Origin of the sequence: Rothia mucilaginosa, assembly GCF_964210535.1 — a bacterium.
GTDB lineage: Bacteria > Actinomycetota > Actinomycetes > Actinomycetales > Micrococcaceae > Rothia > Rothia mucilaginosa_F.
Window position 1 is genome coordinate 1 of the sequence record NZ_CAXOMR010000020.1, and the last position, 18,623, is coordinate 18,623.

The window sequence follows — 18,623 nt, forward strand, 5'->3', positions numbered from 1 at the left end:
TTCGCCCTTACGAGCTGCCTAAACAGCTACCGGGCATAAGTCTTGTTGACCGGGATTAGTGGTCAGCGCCAACCATAACGTTGGAAGCCTTGATAACTGCGTATGCGGTCTCGCCAACCTTCAGGCCCAGTTCCTTGATGGACTCGTTGGTGATGGAAGCAGAGATGACAACCTCGGGAGCAATCTCAATCTTGACGATGCCGTTGGTTGCACCCTCGGTAATCTCAACAACCTTGCCAGCGAACTGGTTACGTGCGGAAAGCTTCATGAAGTCGTGCCTTTCACTCAATAAAACGTACAAATGCCTTAGATACTTTACACGCCCTAGCTTCTGCACAGTGCGCAAAAACCCGAAATTGCGTAAATATTACGCAAATTTTTGCCACCTTAGCTTCTTCAAGGGCTCAATCGCAGTCTCAGATGACAGAAATATGACGGCCCACCAGCCACGAATCACACCCCTCCACGTCGCCCCAAATGGTATAGTCAGCACGAACGCGAGAACCCTCGCACCCTCCACCGTCGCACCCCGCCCTCGCTGACGCGCGCCCACACGCCGCAGCCACACACCGTAGGGGAGCGGCGCATCCGCACAGATCGAAGAAGGAACCATGAGCGAAAACCTCAACGAAATCGAAGCACCCGCCTGCCCCGAATGCAACGAAAACTACACCTACGAAATGGGTGAACTCTGGGCATGCCCCATGTGTGGCCACGAATGGGAACGCACCGCAGCCGGCGAAACCGAAGAAGAAGCAGGCTCCAAGGTTCTCGACTCCGTCGGTAACGAGCTCGTCGACGGCGACTTCGTCACCATCGTCAAGGGCCTGAAGGTCAAGGGCGGCGCAGACATCAAAGCAGGCACCAAGGTACGCGGCATCCGCCTGCTCGAATCCCCCGTCAACGGCCACGACATTGAGGCGAAGGTCCCCGGCGCAGGCCAGATGTACCTGAAGTCCTCCGTCGTGAAGAAGGCATAAATCAAGAAGGCATAAGCCAAGAAGACGTAAAGCGCTTCGCACAAGACGCAGAAAAGGCGGCACCTCCCGCACTAGCTCACGCTAGGGGAGGTGCCGCCTTTATGTATGAGGGACTCAGCGAGCCCTCGTGAGGTTGAGTGAAATCGTTACTTCCTACCGGTCATGCCCAGGTACAGGGAAATGGTCAGCATCGCTGCAAAGACCGACAGAATCCAGCGCATCCAGTCGATGCCAGCGGTTGCGGCAACGCCCAGCTGAACTGCCGCCCAGTTGCCGACAGCCGCGCCGACAGCGCCGCAGATAATGGTCCAAAGAATCGAAATGTTCTGGCGGCCTCGCATGAAGAATCGTGCGATTGCGCCAATAATTGCGCCGGTGATAATGGTGCCGATGATAGTGCCCATTGTTCTCTCCAAAGGTTGTACACCTGCCGCTGTGACAGGTGGCGTGTTAGTTCCAGTGTAGGCAATGCTGGTTACGGAAAGCTTAATAATGGGTATGTTAAGGTAAACGGCACCTCAATGTTTTACGTGTAAAACACCGAGGTGCCGTTCCTAACGAACGAAGTGACTACTTCGACTTGCGCCAAATCTTCAGCGCGCCGCAAATCATCGGCAGCTGCAGGGGCAGGCGACCGTACGCAATAGCCTTACGCTGAGTGGACTGGTTACGCGCATCCACAGCCATCTGAATGTTCGCGGGGAACACGGCAACAAACAGCAGAGCCGCAAGCAGACCGCCTGCACGGCGGGTCTTGTCATTAGCCAGCAGGGCGGCAGTGCCCAGCTCAGCTACGCCAGAAGCGTGGGTGTACGCGTGGGCAGGACCCGGCAGGTACTTCGGAATAATCGAGTCGAAGGGATCCGGGATGATGAAGTGCAGCGCACCCATCACAGCGAGGGCGCGAGCCATACGAGTAGCCGAGCGCTCAGCGCTGTACTCTTTCTTCTTAAAAATACTCATGCTCCCATTATGCGCCTGTCGGAGGCGTATTCCCCGGCGCAAAAGCACGCCGAACCGCAGCGTGTTTGACTGTCTAGAATGCGGACTCAGCACGCCAAATGGAAATACGTTGTTCAAAAGCAGGTAAGATAGGGAACAACGGCACCACGTGCGGATGACGCCCCGCCTGCCCTCACCTTTAGGTGAGTCGCCAGACGGAGTAAAACACCGGGTGCCTACCGGAACAATCAAAGGAGTTATACCGTGAAGAAGATTCTGTGCATCGCTATCCTGGCAGGCGCCGCATACTTCGGTTACAAGAAGTTCGTTGCCTAAACAGCTAGCCCTCGGGCACCCTACATATCCTTAAGCAACGAAAACCCGCCGTCTCACACCATATGCGAGACGGCGGGTTTCTCGTACGCCCAACATCTTGGGCTTCAAACGCGTAGATTCGGAGGTAGCGAGCCTATGAGATGAACCGGCTATTCGCTCGGCGGAACCTCACCGGTCATCACAACCTTATTCTGCGAAGAGCTCCAGCTGAACTCAGCGGTCGTGCGGCCGCTCGCGCTGGCGGGGCTCTCATCGCCCTTCATATAACGGTAGGTCACGCTAATCGAGCTGTCGGAGGTGCGGGTAATCACCGGAGAGAACGAGTACGGCTCATAGGTTGCGGTACCAATGAATTTGCCGCGGTGGAACAGCAGAATGTGGTGCGCCATCGAAGAGATGCAGCAATCAGACGGGGAAGAACCCGGAATCGCGTCAATCCACGACAGCTCAGCACAGGGGTCATAGCCCTCGTAAGTGCGCGAAACGTTCGTCCACTGATCCCACTTGCTCTTATTCTTCAGCTCGCGCAGCGCCTTAGACACCACGGTCGATGCAGAATCAGAGGCGCAGGTGGAGTCCTTCTTCGACTCAGACTTAGCTTCAGACTTGGAATCCGACTTCGACTCGGATGCCGTCGGCTCAGCATGAACCGTAATCGTCACCACCGACGGCACCGGAGCAGGCGACGAAGCACTCGGGGAAGCGCTCGCGGATGCGCTCGGGCTCGCCGACGGGGTGGGGAACAACTCCTGCGTAGACGTAGCGCTCGCGGAGGCAGACGCGCTACCAGAAGAAGACACCACGGTACCCGAAACAGCAGAATCGGTGCTTGCCGAGCAGGAAGTGACAACGAGAGCTAGAGCGGCGCCCAGCGCAGGTAGAGCCAAAGAGGTACGGCCGGTAAAGCGGCGGCGAGTAGAAGACATGAATACTCCTGAAATGCGCGGCAGCGCGCATTGGTACTGGTCAAGAAGCGAATAGTGAACTCGTCCAGTATAGGGAAAAAGAGGCGGGCACGCGGTGCGCACGGTCAGTGCCGTTCGTTACCGTAGAGTCACAGGCCGGGATTATCGCTAGACAGCGGCTACAGCAGAGCCAGGGGAGGCGAATCGGCATAGCAGAAAATCAGCTATGCGGAAACTCTGCCCGCTAGTGCCTGTGTCCCCTTGCACACCCGCCGCATCCGGGGGACAATGAAGGCATGGCTGAAGTAACTCTACAGAACGAACTCGTAATCCACACCAACGGCGACCTGCCCGCAGTCGGCGCAAAGCTGCCCGAATTCTCGGTTCTCGCGGCTGATCTCTCCGAGATTTCCTCCGCAGACTTCGCAGGTAAGAACCTGGTGCTGAACATCTTCCCCTCCGTCGACACCAGTGTTTGCGCAACCAGCGTCCGCACTTTCAACAAGCAGGCTGCAGGCCTGGAGAACACCGTCGTGCTGTGCGTCTCCAACGACCTGCCCTTCGCAATCGGCCGCTTCTGCGCAGCCGAGGGCATTGAAAACGTCGTCACCTCCTCCGCTTTCCGCTCCTCCTTCGGTGAGGACTTCGGCGTGAAGCTCGTGGACGGCCCCCTGGCTGGTCTGCTGGCACGCTCCGTGGTCGTCGTGAACCCTGCCGGTGAGGTTGTCTACACCGAGCTGGTTCCCGAGACCACCAACGAGCCCAACTACGAAGCAGCCCTGGCAGCTATCAAGTAAGCTAAGCTTGGTACGGGAGCTGGATACAATCCCGGCACCCGCACGTACTTCCGTCAGGGTTACCTGGCGGTATACAGCACAGCAGATACTGAACGTCTACAGCGCATGGGTTCACCCACACATGCGGCTGGCGACAGCATAACGCCCCGCCCACCCGGTATTTCGGGTGGGCGGGGCGCTTTACTATATCCAGACTTAGTGTTCGGAGGCGCCGGGATGACCGGGAGCGTCGGCTTCGGCAGGCTCCTCATCGGCGACCAGCATATGCTCCGGCAGGGTGCCGCGGCGCTTAGCCACCACAAAACGAGAGATAAGTAGCAGCATATACACCACCATCGAAATCAGTAGCATCGACTGCGGCGCCAACACCAAACCAACCACTGCAGATACACCTGCAATAGCTGCGGTGGTACGGTCCTTTGAGCTCTGATAAGCATCGATGGCGAGCACCGCAAAGAGTGCCGTCATCACAAAATCCACGCCCTTGAGCTCACTCAAGAAACTTGCACCCAGCACGTAGCCGAGCGTAGCGCTCGCTAGGACGCTCAGGTGCAGACCCGCATGAATCCACAGGATGCGGGAACCACGCAGCTTATGGCGGTCCGGGCCCGTATTCAGTGCATACGCCTCATCGATGAGGGTGTACACGGTGTAGAACTTCGCCAAGCCGCCACGCACCCGCTCAATCGGGTAGGACAGGCCGTACATGAGGTGGCGGGAATTAATGAGCAGAGTCATCACGGCGATAGAGAACAGCGAGGCATGATTCGAGATCATGTCGATCAGCACGAACTCTACCGAACCGGCAAAAACCAGGAGCGGCAGCAGGGGCGCCACCCAGAACGGCAGACCGTAACTGTGCACCAGCACGCCCAGACCAATACCGACAAAGAACAGGCCCAGCATAATCACACCGGCAACGCGCATCGCCTCGGCGAAGCCGCTCTCGCGCGGCTGCTGCGGCCCCTGTGCATCGGGGGAGGCGGGCGCCTCCACCACGGGAATCATGCCGGTTAGCGGAAGCGCAGAAGCAATGACCTGCTCCACCTGCTCGGGAGAAGCCTGATGGGGCGCGGGCTGGCTAGCCTGCTGCGGTGCAGGCTGAGAAGAAGCAGCGGGGGAAGCAGTAGCGGAAGAAACAGAGTTCTTAGAAATGCTCATCATGACCCCCTAGAAAACCCAGTTAGCCAGCACAACGCAGGTGACGGTACCCGCCACCATGCTCAGCACCATATTCTTACGCCACAGGTGCGCCCCCACGGTCACCACCAGACCCGCCAGGTACGGTGCCGCTGTAGCGAATGAAGAATAATTAATCTTCGCCACCGCATAGATGGCAAGCAGTGCGACTGCGCCGAGCGGAATCCAATGGCTGAGCGCATCCAAAAGTTCGGAGCCAGCCAGAGCCTTCTTCAGGCCGAAGGGAAGCAAACGAAGCAGGAACGTAATACCTGCAGCCACAAGAATTGCGGCAAGAATATAGCCGGTGGTCACTTCACTGTTCATGAAGATTTTCTCTTTCTGCACATACTCAGCGAAAGAGTGCCCCGAAAAGAGCGGAAGAGCCCTGAAAGAGGCGCGCGGGTGAAGCCGTGAAAGCATCCGCGAAAAGGGTAGGGAGAGCCCAACCGAAGAAGAGGCTGGGGGCTAAGTAGTGCGGTAGGTACGTGAGTTGATGAAAGCCGCGAAACATGGAGGCGGAGGGTCGTTCCTCCTGCACGAGTTTTCTGCGTGGATAGTTGCGCTCGGCAGTAGCTCTGCGCGGTAGTTGCGCGCGTCAGTAGTTCTCGTGCGTGACCTCGGGTGATGCCGCTCCCGGTGCGGTGTTACTCCGGGGCGGCACAGCGTTCTGCGTCGCTAGTTTCCTTAGCGGTGTCTTTCATCTGAGTCATGGGGTACCTTCACCTCTGGGAGCCTCCGTGCAGGTTCGCGCGGGAGGCATTTTAGTAATCCTAGAAATAGAAAGAGGGGAGAGCGAAGCTCCACTCATCTATCCTAACCGGTTTCGAACACGTATGTAACGTTCTTATCGCTGTGTGGAAGCGGGAGCATCAGCGGTAGCGGCGCTTTCAGCCTCAGCCGCTACCTCATGCACAGCACGATGCGGCAGCGTACCGCGGCGCTTCGCCACCGGGAAGCGTGCCAGCAGCAGCACCACATACGAACCCAACGCCACCACCAGGAACGAGGACGGGGCAAAAATCAGCGCAACCGCCGCCGAAGCCGCCACAAAGAGCGCCGTCACACGATCCGGGTTAGCGCGGTAGCCGTCCATCGCAAGAACCGTGAAGATGGCCACCATCACGAAGTCCACCCCCTTCAGATTACTGAGGAAGCTCGCGCCCAGCACATACCCGAGGATTACGCTCAGAACCCACGACACGTAAATCAGCACGTTCACCCACAGGATGCGGGCACCCGAACGCTCATTGCGGTCAGGACCGGAGTTGAGAGCGAACGCCTCATCACAGAGAGTATGAATAGCCAGAGCCTTAGCCCAAAAACCCTTCACACTGTGCAGCGGGTAGGAAAGGCCGTACACCAGGTGGCGGGCATTCACGAGGAACACCGTCAACGCAATCGACGCGATAGAGACACCACCAGAAATCATGCCCACCATCAAAAACTCCACCGAGCCGGCAAACACCAGTGAAGAAATCAGCGGTGCCGCCCAAAAAGGCATATGGTGCGCACTCAAAATAACACCCAAACCCAAACCCAGCACCGCGATACCGAGCATCACCACGGAAGAATCCGCCATAGCCAGACGGATATCATTCTGCGTGCTCGTACGCCCAGTGCCGGGACGCCCAGTGCCGGGGGTCTGTGCCATAAAAGAGTTCCTTGTGTATGTTGTGCTCTTCAAAAAATCTACTGTGTGCGTGAGGGACTTCGAAGCTCCGCCGCGGTTTTCCAGTGTATAGGAGCAAGCGGTTGACCGACGAGAAAAAGAGTCCGGGAATAAAATATGAGAAACACGCTTATAGTGAATGACACTAAACAATGCGGCGCTGAATAACCTAGCGACCGCACAGGCAACCCGAAAGGAACCTCAATGGCTGAGCAGAACAACACCGCGCAGAACAACACCGCGCAGACCGCAGAAGAGCAGAAGAAGGTGTACTCGCGCCAGCAGGAACGCCGCGAACTCGAAAACTACCGCCAGACCAAGATCGAGCGCATCGACCGCCTGCGCTACCGTGCCTACGGTGCCAACGGCGCAACCCTCGACTTCGGTGTGGGCGAGGGCCTGCTGACCCCCGTCGAGCTGCTGCTCGCCGCAATTGCCGGCTGCTCCTCCGTGGACGTGGATGCGGGCACCTCCCGCCGCTCCACCCCCGAGGTGTTCGAGGTGCTCGCCTCGGCGCTGAAGCAGACCGAAGACGGCGCGGTGCGCCTCGACGACGTTGAGGTGGACTTTGATGTGCGATTCCCCGCCGATGAGCAGGGTGCCAAGGCGCAGAAGATGGTGGACCGTCTGATTCAGCTCAGCGAGCAGAAGGACTGCACCGTTTCTCGTACCGTGGAGCACCCCACGAACGTTTCGTTCCACAACCTGGCTGACTAAAGCCGGGTGAGCTGAATAGATCAGGTGAATTAGCCTGATATGGAACCCTCCCGTACCGCTTGTGATGAAGTGGGTGCGGGAGGGTTTTTCTGTGTTTTTGTGGTTTTGGGGTGGAAAAGAGCCTGAAAAGCGAGTAGGATTGACCCTCAGATTAGGAAAACTTACGGTACGTAAGAATTCCTTATGATTGAAGAATTTCTTGACCCAGGCACAAACCTTCGGCGGCACAACCCGCAGCAGGACTAGACTGGACACCAGACTAGACCGCTAGCAAACGCACGAAGCAATAGCCTCAGAAAGAAGACCTGACATGGCACAGCCTACAGAGACTTCCGGCGCTGCATCGGAAGCCACCCCCGCAGAGGGTGAACTGAAGCGAGGCCTCTCCGCCCGCCACATGCAGATGATCGCAATCGGCGGCGCAATCGGCACCGGCCTCTTCGTCGCATCCGGTAAGACCATCTCCACCGCAGGCCCCGGCGGCGCAATCCTCGCCTACGCCCTCATCGGCATCATGGTGCTCTTCCTCATGCAGTCCCTCGGCGAGATGGCTGCGCACCTGCCCGTCCCCGGCGCATTCCAGACCTACGCGGCACGCTACGTGTCCCCGTCCTTCGGCTTCGCCATGGGCTGGAACTACTGGTTCAACTGGGCGATTACCGTCGCCGCCGAACTCGTCGCCGTCGGCGAGGTGATGAGGTACTGGTTCCCCGATATCCCATCCTGGGTGTGGGCGGCAGGATTCCTCGTGCTGCTGACTGGCATCAACGCCCTCTCGGCACGCTCCTACGGTGAAAGCGAATTCTGGCTCGCCACCATCAAGGTCGTTACGGTGGTCGTCTTCCTCATTGCAGGTATCGCCATGATCTTCGGCATCCTGGGTGGTAGCTCCCCGGGCGTCTCCAACTGGACCGTCGGTGAGGCACCCTTCGTCGGCGGCGCACCCGCCGTACTCGCCATCTTCATGGTGGCAGGCTTCTCCTTCCAGGGCACCGAAATGATCGGTGTGGCTGCCGGCGAATCTGAGAACCCCCGCCGCGACGTGCCCCGCGCGCTGACCAGCGTGTTCTGGCGCATCATGCTCTTCTACATCGGTGCGATGGTCGTCATCGGCTTCCTGATTCCTTACTCCGACCCGAACCTGCTCACCGCAGCGGACGGCAACATCAACATCTCCCCGTTCACCCTCATCTTCGAGCGTGCGGGCATCGCCTTCGCGGCAGCCATCATGAACGCCGTGATCCTTTCCGCAGTGCTCTCTGCAGGTAACTCGGGCCTGTACGTTTCGGCTCGTATGCTCTTCGCGCTCGCGCAGGAGGGTAAGGCGCCGAAGATGTTCACCCGCATCAACTCCGGTGGCGTGCCCATGAACGCGCTGCTGGCAACCGCGGCTATCGGTGCGGTCGGCTTCATTGCCGCGCTGCTCTCCCCGGATGGTGCGTACCTGTGGCTGGTGAATGTGTCCGGTCTGGCTGGCTTCATCACCTGGGTGGGTATCGCTGTGGCTCACTACCGTTTCCGCCGTGCGTACCTGAAGCAGGGACACAGACTGAAGGACCTGCCCTACGTGGCGCCGTTCTTCCCGGCAGGCCCGATTATCGCCTTCCTTATGTGCCTGGTCGTCATTGGCGGTCAGAACTACGAGGCGTTCCTCAGCGGCGACTGGTTTGGCGTTCTGAGCTCCTACATTGGCCTGCCCGTGATTATTGCGGTCTGGCTGGTGCACCGTGTGGTCACTCGCGACCGCATCATCCCGCTGGAGCAGATTGATGTGAGCGGCATCGAAGTTAAGGCTTCGAAGTAACGCGAACGCATGCGCCAGCTGAATGAGTTAGCTGATACGTGAAGAGCCGCCGGTTCCCCTTGAACGGGGGAACCGGCGGCTCTTTGCTATGCGCGGTTTACACCGGGCGGGCTAGACTGTGCGCCCTGCAGCTCTTAGGAGCGGCGGCGCGAGCGCAGAACGCTCAGACCCAGACCCGCGCAGATTGCGGCAACACCAAGAACAACGATCACGCCAACACCGGATGCGCCGGTGTTCGCCAGGGTAGCCTTCTTGGGGCTGCTCTCCTTAGCGAGGCTGTCCTTTGCCAGGGTGTTCTGTGCCGAGCGGGTGGCGGTTACCGGAGCCTCCTGAGCTGGCTTGCTCTTGGGATGCGCCACGGTTGCGTCCTCCAGCTTGTCCGCGTTGGGAGTCTTATCGGCAACCGGTGCCTGATCTGCCGCGGGTGCCTTGTCGACAGGCATCGGAGCTTCAGGCAGTGCCGGGACGGTCGGTGCATCGGTGGGGTTCACGCCCACGGTCGCCTCAGGCAATGCCGGGACGGTCGGTGCATCGGTCGGGTTCACACCTACGGTCGCCTCGGGCAGGGGAGCTACGGTCGGCGCATCGGTGGGGTTCACGCCCACGGTTGCTTCCGGCAGTGCGGGAACCGTCGGGGCATCGGTGGGGTTCACTCCTACGGTTGCTTCGGGCAGTGCGGGAACCGTCGGTGCGTCAGTGGGGTTTACACCTACGGTTGCTTCGGGAAGCGGCGCTACGGTCGGTGCGTCGGTCGGGTTAACGCCTACGGTTGCCTCCGGTAGCGGTGCCACGGTGGGCGCATCCGTCGGGTTTACACCAATGGTTGCCTCCGGTAGCGGTGCCACGGTCGGTGCGTCGGTCGGATTCACGCCTACGGTTGCTTCGGGCAGGGGTGCCACGGTGGGTGCGTCGGTCGGGTTCACGCCAACGGTTGCCTCGGGCAGAGGCGCCACGGTGGGTGCATCGGTGGGGTTCACTCCTACGGTTGCCTCGGGCAGGGGAGCCACAGTCGGGGCATAGGTCGGAACCGCAGAAACCACGGGCTCCTGCGCGAAAAGCTCAAGAGGCTTCTGGGCATCAAACGAACCGTACTCGGCACCCTCAACGCCAGCAGCCATGGTGCCCGCAATGTACTTGTGGGAGGTATTCAGCGTCGCCGCAACATCCGCCGGAACCTTCACCTCCGTCTCAAAGACACCGTTGTGAATCTGCGAAGCAGGTACCGTCACCTGAGCTACGAAACGCATACCCTGCTGGGGAAAACGACCGGGAACCCACACATTCGTATCAGACACCACCACGCGCACACCGTGCGGGGTCGCCTCACCCGTGTAACCGGTACCGCGCACCTTCAACACGGTCTCACCCTTGGTGTTCAGACGCGGGGAGTCCACGTGCAGAACCGGTGCGGCGCTATCCTTCACAACGTTCATACGCAGAACCTGACCGCCCCCGTAACCATCAACGATGATATTAGCGACGAAGCTGTAGTTCTTCGCCGGGTCAATCAGGCTACCGGGAACGTAATGGGTCGCAGTCGCCGTGCCGTCCTTGAACGGGCCGTCAACGCGCACCGTCTGAATCGGGTTCAGAAACGGGAAACCCCTATGGTTTGCCTCGTGCAATGCCGGGGCGAAAGCGGTAGTTTTCGCGGGCAGTTTCGATGCCTTGAACGTAATCTTGTTCAGACGCAGAGCGGTTTTCAACTCGCGGGTGTTGGTCTCAACCTTGTAGTTGTAGACCGTAATAACCGGCGGGTTATCCGGATTCGGGGTATTCGCTGCCGCAACAGAAGGCAGAGCGCCCAGGCTCAAGGAGGCGGCAAGAAGAACAGAAGCACCGGCGCTACCGTAGCGGCGGGCATGAGAAGAGTTAGCCATCACGAAGTTCCTTCTACATGAGTGATTGAGCGATTCGCACTCTTCCTGTATCACGCCAAGTCGAGTGCGTATACGGTACCGCGACATCGCGGTTAATTACACCGTAACACGCACCTAAACGCATGAACCGGACATAAGATAACTCGCCGAAATATTACGTAAAACCACTGCCCGCAGGGCGCACAATAGGGCGGATGAATAAGACAAACACGTACAGCGCCGGGCAGAAGACAGGGAAATGCTAGGGTAGAAAGATGCCCACGCAGAAGAACCCGCAGAACCGAGTAGAAGCAGCCCACACCGCCCAGCCCGTTACTGAGCACAGCGCCATTGATAGCGCCCACCGCGTCGTGAACGTGTGCGCCGTGGCAATCCGCAACCGGGACGGGCTCGTACTCACCGTGCGCAAGCAGGGTAGCGACGGGTTCATGATGCCCGGCGGCAAACCCGAACCGGGGGAGACCCCGCTGCAGACTGCCTGCCGCGAAGTGAGCGAAGAAATCGGGCTCACCCCCGACCCCGACCGGATGCACCATCTCGGACTGCTGGAAGCCGCCGCACTGAACGAGGCAGGCTTTACGGTGCGCGCCGAAACCTTCGAATACGCCCCCACCGATGAGCAACACGAGCAGCTGGCTACGCTGGTGCCGCAGGCTGAAATTGCTGAGCTACGCTGGGTCAACCCCGCCATGAGCAGCCCCTCCGATAGCGCCGCGCAGGCACCTCTCAATACCGAGCAGATCTTCCCGCTGCTGGCACGCACCCCGCTACCGTAACCGCCGTGCCCATGCCCCCCTGAACTGGCGGGTGGCACACATGAGGTACACAGGTACATCCGGTACCCTCAACAACAGACAACCCATAGAAAGCGGGGCGCAACGCCGCGCACCCGCTGCACTACCCAAGGAGAACCATGAAGAAGACTGACTACAACCTCGCCGTCTACTGCGGTGCCCGCTCCGGCAACGACCCGCTCTTCACCGAGCGCGCCCGTGAACTCGGCACCCTCTGCGCCCAGAACAATATTGGCGTGGTCTACGGTGGCGGCCGCACCGGACTGATGGGCACCGTCGCGGGCGCAACCCTGGACGCCGGCGGCGTCGTCTACGGCGTGGTCACCCACAAGCTGGTCGGTCTGGAGGGCGTCTACCCCGGCCAGACCACCCTCGACATTGTGGACACCATGCACCAGCGTAAAATCGCCATGATTGAGAAGGCTGACGCGTTCGTCGCCATGCCCGGCGGCCCTGGCACCCTCGAAGAATTCTTTGAAGTTTTCAGCTGGCAGTTCCTCGACATTCACTCCAAGCCGGTCGCCCTGCTGAACGTCAACGGCTACTGGGACAAGCTCATCGACGCGATGCACTACATGGCCTCCACCGGCCTGCTCAACGAACGCTACCTGGACGAGCTCATCATCGCGACCACCCCCGAAGAGCTTCTGGAAGCGCTTGCCAAGGACCTGGAGCGCCGCGCCGCCGCAAAGAACACTGCTGAATAAACCACTGCAGAAAACGAGATTGACTATGGCAACCACCCCCGCCCAGACACGTACCCTGCTGCTGACCTTCTTCGGTCCGTTCCCCGGCGTGCCCGTGAACCCCACCGTAGCGCTCGCCGAAGGCGCCCAGCGTCTGCTGAGCCGGATGCGCCCGGATCTGAACGTCATCACCCGCGAGCTGCCCGTCAGCTACGACGGTTCCAGCACCGCCCTGCGTGCCGCCCTGCAGGAGGTGCAGCCCGACGCGCTCATCAGCCTGGGCGTGGCGGTTGGTCGCGACGTGGTCAGCCTCGAACAGGTTGCTATCAACCTGGACTCTGCCGGTATCGAAGATAACGATGGCGACCAGCGCTGCGATGAGCCAATCGCCCCCGGTGGTCAGGAGGCGTACTTCTCCTCCCTGCCGGTGCGCGCGAGCTTTGAGCGTCTGCATGCGGCGGGGGAGCCGGTCGAGATTTCGTACACCGCCGGAACCTACGTGTGCAACCACGTGTTCTATGAGAGCCAGCGCATCAGCCGCGAGCTGGGGCTGAGCATCCCCGCCGGGTTCGTGCACGTGCCCGCAACGTGTGCTGACGGTGAAGATGCGACCGAGGGTGTAGAACTGACCGCTCACCGTGACGCCGGTGGCGTGGTACGCGACGAGCAGGGCATCCCGCAGCTGCCCGAATCCACCGTGGTGCGCATTATTGCGGAGATTGCCTCCGACACCCTGCCCGCGCTGGACTAGCAGCACTGAGCCAGCCAGAACCCATATAACAAAACCGCCGGATAGCCTCCCTAACTGGGAGCCTATCCGGCGGTTTGTGCATCCTACACCTGCAGGCTATAAAACCCTCGGGTGTAGGTTTGAGCTACTACTTGGTGCGGTTCTTCAGGTAGTAGTCAATCAGCGAAGCGGTCGAAGAATCCTGACGCTCCAGAACCTCGCGGTCACCCTCAATAGCGGGAACCAGGTCCAGCGCCAGCTTCTTACCGAGCTCAACACCCCACTGGTCGAAGGAGTCAATGCCCCAAACAACACCCTGAACGAAGGTGATGTGCTCGTACAGGGCAATCAGGGAGCCCAGAACGCGCGGGGTCAGACGCGGCGCCATGATGGAGGTGGAGGGGCGGTTACCGCTGAAGATACGTGCGTTGACCACGTGCTCTGCGGTGCCCTCTGCGCGAACCTCTTCCTCGGTCTTGCCGAAGGCGAGAGCCTGAGACTGTGCGAAGAAGTTAGCCAGGAACAGCTCGTGAACGTCCTGCTCGCCGTCCTTGGTCGGGTGGACCGGGTTAGCGAATGCCAGGAAGTCCGCGGGAATCAGGCGGGTGCCCTGGTGGATCAGCTGGTAGAAAGCGTGCTGGCCGTTGGTGCCGGGCTCGCCCCAGAAGACTTCACCGGTTGCGTAGTTGACGAAGGAGCCGTCTGCGCGAACGGACTTGCCGTTGGACTCCATGGTCAGCTGCTGCAGGTATGCGGGGAAGCGGTGCAGGTACTGGTCGTAGGGCAGAACCGCGTGGGTCTCAGCACCCAGGAAGTTCACGTTCCAGACGTTCAGCAGACCCATCAGAACGGGTACGTTCTGAGCCAGGGGAGCGGTGCGGAAGTGCTCATCCATTGCGTGGAAGCCAGCGAGGAAGTCAGCGAAAACCTTCGGGCCGAAAACAATAGCCAGGGAGGTGCCGATTGCGGAGTCTACGGAGTAGCGGCCGCCAACCCAGTCCCAGAAGCCGAAAGCGTTCTCGGGGTCGATGCCGAATGCTGCAACCTTGTCGAGTGCGGTGGAGACAGCCACGAAGTGCTTAGCCACAGCCTCGGATGCTTCCTTGCCCTCCAGTGCGCCTGCCTCGCGCAGGGAGGAGATGAGCCACTCGCGCGCCACGCGTGCGTTGGTCAGGGTCTCCAGGGTGCCGAAGGTCTTGGACGCGACGATGAACAGGGTGGTCTCGGGGTCCAGGCCGGAGACCTTCTCTGCCACGTCGGTCGGGTCAATGTTGGAGATGAAGCGTGCGGTGATGCCTGCGTCTGCGTAGGGCTTGAGAGCCTCGTACACCATGACCGGGCCCAGGTCGGAGCCACCGATACCGATGTTCACGACGGTCTCGATGCGCTTGCCGGTGATGCCGGTCCACTCGCCGTTGCGCACGCGCTCAGCGAAAGCGTAAATCTTCTTCAGAACCGCGTGGACGTCTGCGTCTACGTCCTGGCCGTCAACGGTCAGTGCGGGGGTGTAGCCCTCGGGGCGGCGCAGGGCGGTGTGCAGCACGGCGCGGTCCTCGGTGACGTTAATGTGCTCGCCAGAGAACATTGCCTCGCGAGCCTGCTCCAGCTTGACCTCTTCAGCGAGCTTGAGCAGCAGCTCAACGGTCTCGGAGGTAATCAGGTTCTTGGAGAGGTCGACGTGCAGTTCGTCGGCGGTGAAGCTGAGCTTCTGCGCGCGTTCCGGGTCAGCGGCAAACCATTCGCGCAGGTTCGGAGTGAGGGACTTGTGATGAGCGGACAGAGCAGACCACGCGGAGGTGGTCGTAGGGTCAATAGAAGTAGTCATGGTTCCATTCTCTTATTTTCAGGTGCCTATGTCACCTCTTTCGAGAGTGATATGGGACGATACGGCGAAAAAATCGAAACCTGGCACCCTATTGTGGGCCTTATAGTATCAAGATGTAGAGTAAAATCCATGACTTCTTCACCTGAACACATGCCCGATACTGTTTCTGACAGCGCGCCGCGCTACCTGCTCATCTCCCGCGAGGGAGAAACTCTCCTCAACGATGACGGAACCCTGCACTACCTGACCAGTAGCAATGCTGCCGAGCCGCTGACCGAAGAGGCTATCCTTGCGCGCAGCGTGATCCGCCCCGCCGCCTACAGCGTCGAAGCAGAGAAGAACAGCGAGGCAGAGAAGAACGGGGCACAGGTGCACGTACTCTACTGCGAGGACGAAACCCTCGCGCAGGTCGCCGCCGACCTGAACAACTCTCGGGTGCACGCCTCCGCCAGTGGTTTCCGCTACTACCCGGTCCACGAGGATCCGGAAGGCCGCGCCCACTACGCCACCGCCCTGGCACGCCGCGACTACCTCATCGATATGCGCTACTCCGCATACAGCGGCGAGGAGGCGCCCCTCGGTTCTAAGGGTATCCGCCGCACCGCCTCCGGCGAGATGGTGTTCCCCCGCATCGAACCCGCCGTGATGGCGCTGGTGACCAGCCGCGAGGGCGAGCGCGTGCTGCTGGCGAATAACCGCCAGTGGCACCCCAACCGCTTCGCCCTCATCGCCGGTTTTGTTGATCCCGGCGAAAACCTTGAAGAGGCAATTGCCCGCGAAGTCTACGAAGAAACCGGTCTGCACGCCCTCAGCACCGAGTACCGCATGAGTGATGTGTGGCCTTTCCCGCGTTCGCTCATGATTTGCTACCGGGTGCGCGTGGATGAGAACGAACCTATCATTCATCACGATGGTGAGATTCGTGCCGCACGCTGGTTTACCGCCCCCGAGTTGCGTGAGGCGATTGCAATTTCGGAGGAGCGCGGCAATAGCGACGAGGATGACCCCGCCAAGCTGGAGCTGCCCGGCACGAATGCGGTCGCCCGCCGCATGCTTGATGAGTGGCTCGCCGAAAAGCCCTAGTGATACACTGGTGGCTAAGCCCAACGGAGGGGGGTCCGTTTTGGCGTGCCCGGAAACGCTCTTATTGCAGAGCGGCTCCACCGGCAACACTCCAACCGGCAAACACCCCCAGATACCTATCTGAAGGTACTGCCCCGTGACCCCCGCGCCTTCTAGAGCGCACCCGCTGGCAAGACTATCCCCTAGATTTAAGCGAGAAACTTAACGCATGTCTGAAAACACCGCTTCGCGCCCCGACCTTCGCAATGTGGCCATCGTGGCACACGTTGACCACGGCAAGACCACCATCGTCGACGCGATGCTGCAGCAGACCCACGCCTTCTCTGCCCACGCAGATGTTGAAGACCGAGTCATGGACTCCGGCGACCTCGAAAAGGAAAAGGGCATCACCATTCTGGCGAAGAACACCACCGTGTTCTACAACGGCCCTTCCGCCAACGGTGAGACCATCACCATTAACGTTATTGACACCCCCGGCCACGCCGACTTCGGTGGCGAGGTGGAGCGCGGCCTGTCCATGGTTGACGGCGTTGTGCTGCTCGTGGACGCATCCGAAGGTCCGCTGCCCCAGACCCGCTTCGTGCTGCGTAAGGCACTGGCTGCTAAGCTGCCCGTGATCCTCGTGGTGAACAAGGTTGACCGCCCCGACTCCCGTATCGACGAGGTCGTTGGCGAGTCCATGGACCTGCTGCTCGGCCTGGCATCCGACCTGGCGGACGAGGTTCCCGACCTGGACCTGGACGCTGTGCTGAACGTTCCGGTAGTGTACGCATCCGGTAAGGCTGGCGCTGCATCCCTGAACCAGCCCGCAGACGGCCAGCTGCCCGACAACGACGACCTTGAGCCGCTGTTCAAGACCATCATCGAGCACGTGCCCGCCCCCACCTACGACCCCAACGAGGTTCTGCAGGCACACGTGACCAACCTGGACTCCTCCCCGTTCCTGGGTCGTCTGGCACTGGTCCGTATCTTCAACGGCACCCTGAAGAAGGGCCAGACCGTTGCGTGGGCACGTCACGACGGTGAAATCAAGAACGTCCGCATCTCCGAGCTGCTGGCTACCAAGGCTCTCGAGCGCGTTCCCGCAGAGTCCGCTGGCCCCGGCGAAATCGTCGCAGTGGCTGGTATCGAGGACATCACCATTGGTGAAACCCTGACCGACGCTGAGAACCCCAAGCCCCTGCCGCTGATCAAGGTGGACGATCCCGCGATCTCCATGACCATCGGTATTAACACCTCCCCGCTGGCTGGCCGCGTCAAGGGCGCAAAGGTCACCGCACGTCAGGTGAAGGACCGCCTGGACCGCGAGCTCATCGGTAACGTGTCCATCAAGGTTCTGCCCACCCAGCGTCCGGACGCGTGGGAAGTTCAGGGCCGTGGCGAGCTCGCCCTGGCAATCCTCGTGGAGCAGATGCGCCGTGAGGGCTTCGAACTGACCGTGGGTAAGCCCCAGGTGGTTACCAAGACCATCGACGGCAAGGTCTACGAGCCCATGGAGCACATGATTATTGACGTGCCCGAGGAGTACCTGGGTGCTGTCACCCAGCTGATGGCTGCACGTAAGGGCCGCATGGAGAACATGGCGAACCACGGTACCGGTTGGGTCCGCATGGAGTTCGCTGTTCCCGCACGTGGTCTGATTGGTTTCCGTACCCAGTTCCTGACTGAGACCCGCGGTGCCGGTATTTCTTCCTCGTACTCGATTGAGCACGAGCCCTGGGCTGGCGACATTGAGTACCGCACCAACGGTTCGCTGATTGCTGACCGTGCCGGCGTGGTGACCCCCTACGCGATGATTAACCTGCAAGAGCGCGGCACCTTCTTCGTGGAGCCCACCTCCGAGGTGTACGAGGGCATGATCGTTGGTATGAACTCCCGTGCAGACGACATGGAAGTTAACATCACCAAGGAAAAGAAGCTGACCAACATGCGTTCTTCGACCGCGGACAACTTCGAAAACCTGACCCCGCCGAAGAAGCTGACCCTGGAAGAGTCCCTCGAGTTCGCTCGCGAAGACGAGTGCGTTGAGGTGACCCCCGAGGCGATTCGTATCCGCAAGGTCATCCTGGATTCCAACGAGCGTGTCCGCGAGTTCCGCCGCCGCGCACGTGCGAACGACTAATACTGCCGAAGTTACATCCTAGTGGTTGTAACTGTCGCATAGAGCCGCCGCTACCTTCTGCATGGAAGGTGGCGGCGGTTCTGTTTAACCCTCGGACGCGTTCGGGAGGTATCGGCGGGGTAGGTGAGAGAAAGCGAGGGCGGGGTGCTTCGGCTGGTGGCTCAGAAACGC

At 60.1% G+C, this 18,623-nt stretch carries 18 protein-coding genes; 9 read left to right on the plus strand and 9 right to left on the minus strand.

Annotation, left to right across the window (positions count from 1 at the left end):
* Nucleotides 1-55 precede the first annotated feature (55 nt).
* On the minus strand, nucleotides 56-268 hold the full coding sequence (locus AB8C10_RS07070) for a TOBE domain-containing protein (RefSeq protein ID WP_005505155.1): 213 nt from the start codon (nucleotides 266-268) through the stop codon (nucleotides 56-58).
* Between the two features lie 343 nt (nucleotides 269-611).
* Between AB8C10_RS07070 and AB8C10_RS07075 the strand changes: the two genes are divergently transcribed.
* Entirely contained in the window at nucleotides 612-980 is a 369-nt protein-coding gene (locus AB8C10_RS07075; RefSeq protein ID WP_368867315.1) for a zinc ribbon domain-containing protein YjdM, read from the plus strand.
* A 146-nt stretch (nucleotides 981-1,126) separates the two neighbouring features.
* Here the strand turns inward: AB8C10_RS07075 and AB8C10_RS07080 are convergent, their stop codons facing one another.
* The 3 genes from AB8C10_RS07080 to AB8C10_RS07090 all read right to left on the minus strand — a co-directional run bounded on the left by AB8C10_RS07080 (nucleotide 1,127) and on the right by AB8C10_RS07090 (nucleotide 3,184).
* Nucleotides 1,127-1,384 carry a GlsB/YeaQ/YmgE family stress response membrane protein gene (locus tag AB8C10_RS07080; protein ID WP_294630554.1) on the minus strand — a complete coding sequence of 86 codons (258 nt, stop codon included), beginning with the start codon at nucleotides 1,382-1,384 and terminating at the stop codon, nucleotides 1,127-1,129.
* A gap of 166 nt (nucleotides 1,385-1,550) precedes the next feature.
* On the minus strand, nucleotides 1,551-1,943 hold the full coding sequence (locus AB8C10_RS07085; protein WP_368867316.1) for a hypothetical protein: 393 nt from the start codon (nucleotides 1,941-1,943) through the stop codon (nucleotides 1,551-1,553).
* Between the two features lie 464 nt (nucleotides 1,944-2,407).
* Nucleotides 2,408-3,184: an LppP/LprE family lipoprotein gene (locus AB8C10_RS07090; RefSeq protein ID WP_368867317.1), complete on the minus strand. Its 777-nt coding sequence runs from the start codon at nucleotides 3,182-3,184 to the stop codon at nucleotides 2,408-2,410.
* A 275-nt stretch (nucleotides 3,185-3,459) separates the two neighbouring features.
* Between AB8C10_RS07090 and tpx the strand changes: the two genes are divergently transcribed.
* Complete coding sequence (tpx, locus tag AB8C10_RS07095; RefSeq protein WP_049346965.1) at nucleotides 3,460-3,960, plus strand: thiol peroxidase; 501 nt, start codon at nucleotides 3,460-3,462, stop codon at nucleotides 3,958-3,960.
* Between the two features lie 195 nt (nucleotides 3,961-4,155).
* Here tpx and AB8C10_RS07100 read toward each other — a convergent pair whose 3' ends face one another.
* From AB8C10_RS07100 to AB8C10_RS07110, 3 genes are all read right to left on the minus strand, one after another.
* A complete protein-coding gene (locus AB8C10_RS07100) occupies nucleotides 4,156-5,121 on the minus strand; it encodes an AzlC family ABC transporter permease (RefSeq protein WP_439958523.1) in 966 nt (321 codons plus the stop codon).
* A gap of 9 nt (nucleotides 5,122-5,130) precedes the next feature.
* The gene (locus AB8C10_RS07105) at nucleotides 5,131-5,466 is read right to left on the minus strand and encodes a branched-chain amino acid transporter permease (protein ID WP_044142340.1); all 336 of its coding nucleotides are present in this window, start codon (nucleotides 5,464-5,466) and stop codon (nucleotides 5,131-5,133) included.
* 520 nt (nucleotides 5,467-5,986) lie between these two features.
* Complete coding sequence (locus tag AB8C10_RS07110) at nucleotides 5,987-6,793, minus strand: AzlC family ABC transporter permease (RefSeq protein ID WP_368867319.1); 807 nt, start codon at nucleotides 6,791-6,793, stop codon at nucleotides 5,987-5,989.
* Nucleotides 6,794-7,015: 222 nt separating this feature from the next.
* Between AB8C10_RS07110 and AB8C10_RS07115 the strand changes: the two genes are divergently transcribed.
* On the plus strand, nucleotides 7,016-7,528 hold the full coding sequence (locus tag AB8C10_RS07115; RefSeq protein ID WP_368867320.1) for an OsmC family protein: 513 nt from the start codon (nucleotides 7,016-7,018) through the stop codon (nucleotides 7,526-7,528).
* A 310-nt stretch (nucleotides 7,529-7,838) separates the two neighbouring features.
* Nucleotides 7,839-9,332: an amino acid permease gene (locus tag AB8C10_RS07120; protein ID WP_368867321.1), complete on the plus strand. Its 1,494-nt coding sequence runs from the start codon at nucleotides 7,839-7,841 to the stop codon at nucleotides 9,330-9,332.
* A gap of 134 nt (nucleotides 9,333-9,466) precedes the next feature.
* Here AB8C10_RS07120 and AB8C10_RS07125 read toward each other — a convergent pair whose 3' ends face one another.
* Nucleotides 9,467-11,212, minus strand: a complete 1,746-nt coding sequence (locus AB8C10_RS07125) for an LPXTG cell wall anchor domain-containing protein (RefSeq protein WP_368867322.1) — start codon at nucleotides 11,210-11,212, stop codon at nucleotides 9,467-9,469.
* Between the two features lie 254 nt (nucleotides 11,213-11,466).
* On the opposite strand from AB8C10_RS07125, the gene AB8C10_RS07130 reads away from it, so the two are divergent.
* From AB8C10_RS07130 to AB8C10_RS07140, 3 genes are all read left to right on the plus strand, one after another.
* Nucleotides 11,467-11,988, plus strand: a complete 522-nt coding sequence (locus AB8C10_RS07130) for an NUDIX domain-containing protein (protein ID WP_368867323.1) — start codon at nucleotides 11,467-11,469, stop codon at nucleotides 11,986-11,988.
* 137 nt (nucleotides 11,989-12,125) lie between these two features.
* A complete protein-coding gene (locus tag AB8C10_RS07135) occupies nucleotides 12,126-12,713 on the plus strand; it encodes a TIGR00730 family Rossman fold protein (protein ID WP_368867324.1) in 588 nt (195 codons plus the stop codon).
* Nucleotides 12,714-12,738: 25 nt separating this feature from the next.
* Nucleotides 12,739-13,443 (plus strand): pyroglutamyl-peptidase I family protein, encoded by a 705-nt coding sequence (locus tag AB8C10_RS07140; RefSeq protein WP_368867325.1) that lies wholly within the window; start codon nucleotides 12,739-12,741, stop codon nucleotides 13,441-13,443.
* A 127-nt stretch (nucleotides 13,444-13,570) separates the two neighbouring features.
* Here the strand turns inward: AB8C10_RS07140 and pgi are convergent, their stop codons facing one another.
* Nucleotides 13,571-15,247, minus strand: a complete 1,677-nt coding sequence (gene pgi / locus AB8C10_RS07145; RefSeq protein WP_368867326.1) for a glucose-6-phosphate isomerase — start codon at nucleotides 15,245-15,247, stop codon at nucleotides 13,571-13,573.
* Nucleotides 15,248-15,376: 129 nt separating this feature from the next.
* Between pgi and AB8C10_RS07150 the strand changes: the two genes are divergently transcribed.
* On the plus strand, nucleotides 15,377-16,330 hold the full coding sequence (locus AB8C10_RS07150) for an NAD(+) diphosphatase (RefSeq protein WP_368867327.1): 954 nt from the start codon (nucleotides 15,377-15,379) through the stop codon (nucleotides 16,328-16,330).
* Nucleotides 16,331-16,538: 208 nt separating this feature from the next.
* Nucleotides 16,539-18,452, plus strand: a complete 1,914-nt coding sequence (gene typA, locus AB8C10_RS07155) for a translational GTPase TypA (RefSeq protein WP_049341845.1) — start codon at nucleotides 16,539-16,541, stop codon at nucleotides 18,450-18,452.
* Nucleotides 18,453-18,623 lie beyond the last annotated feature (171 nt).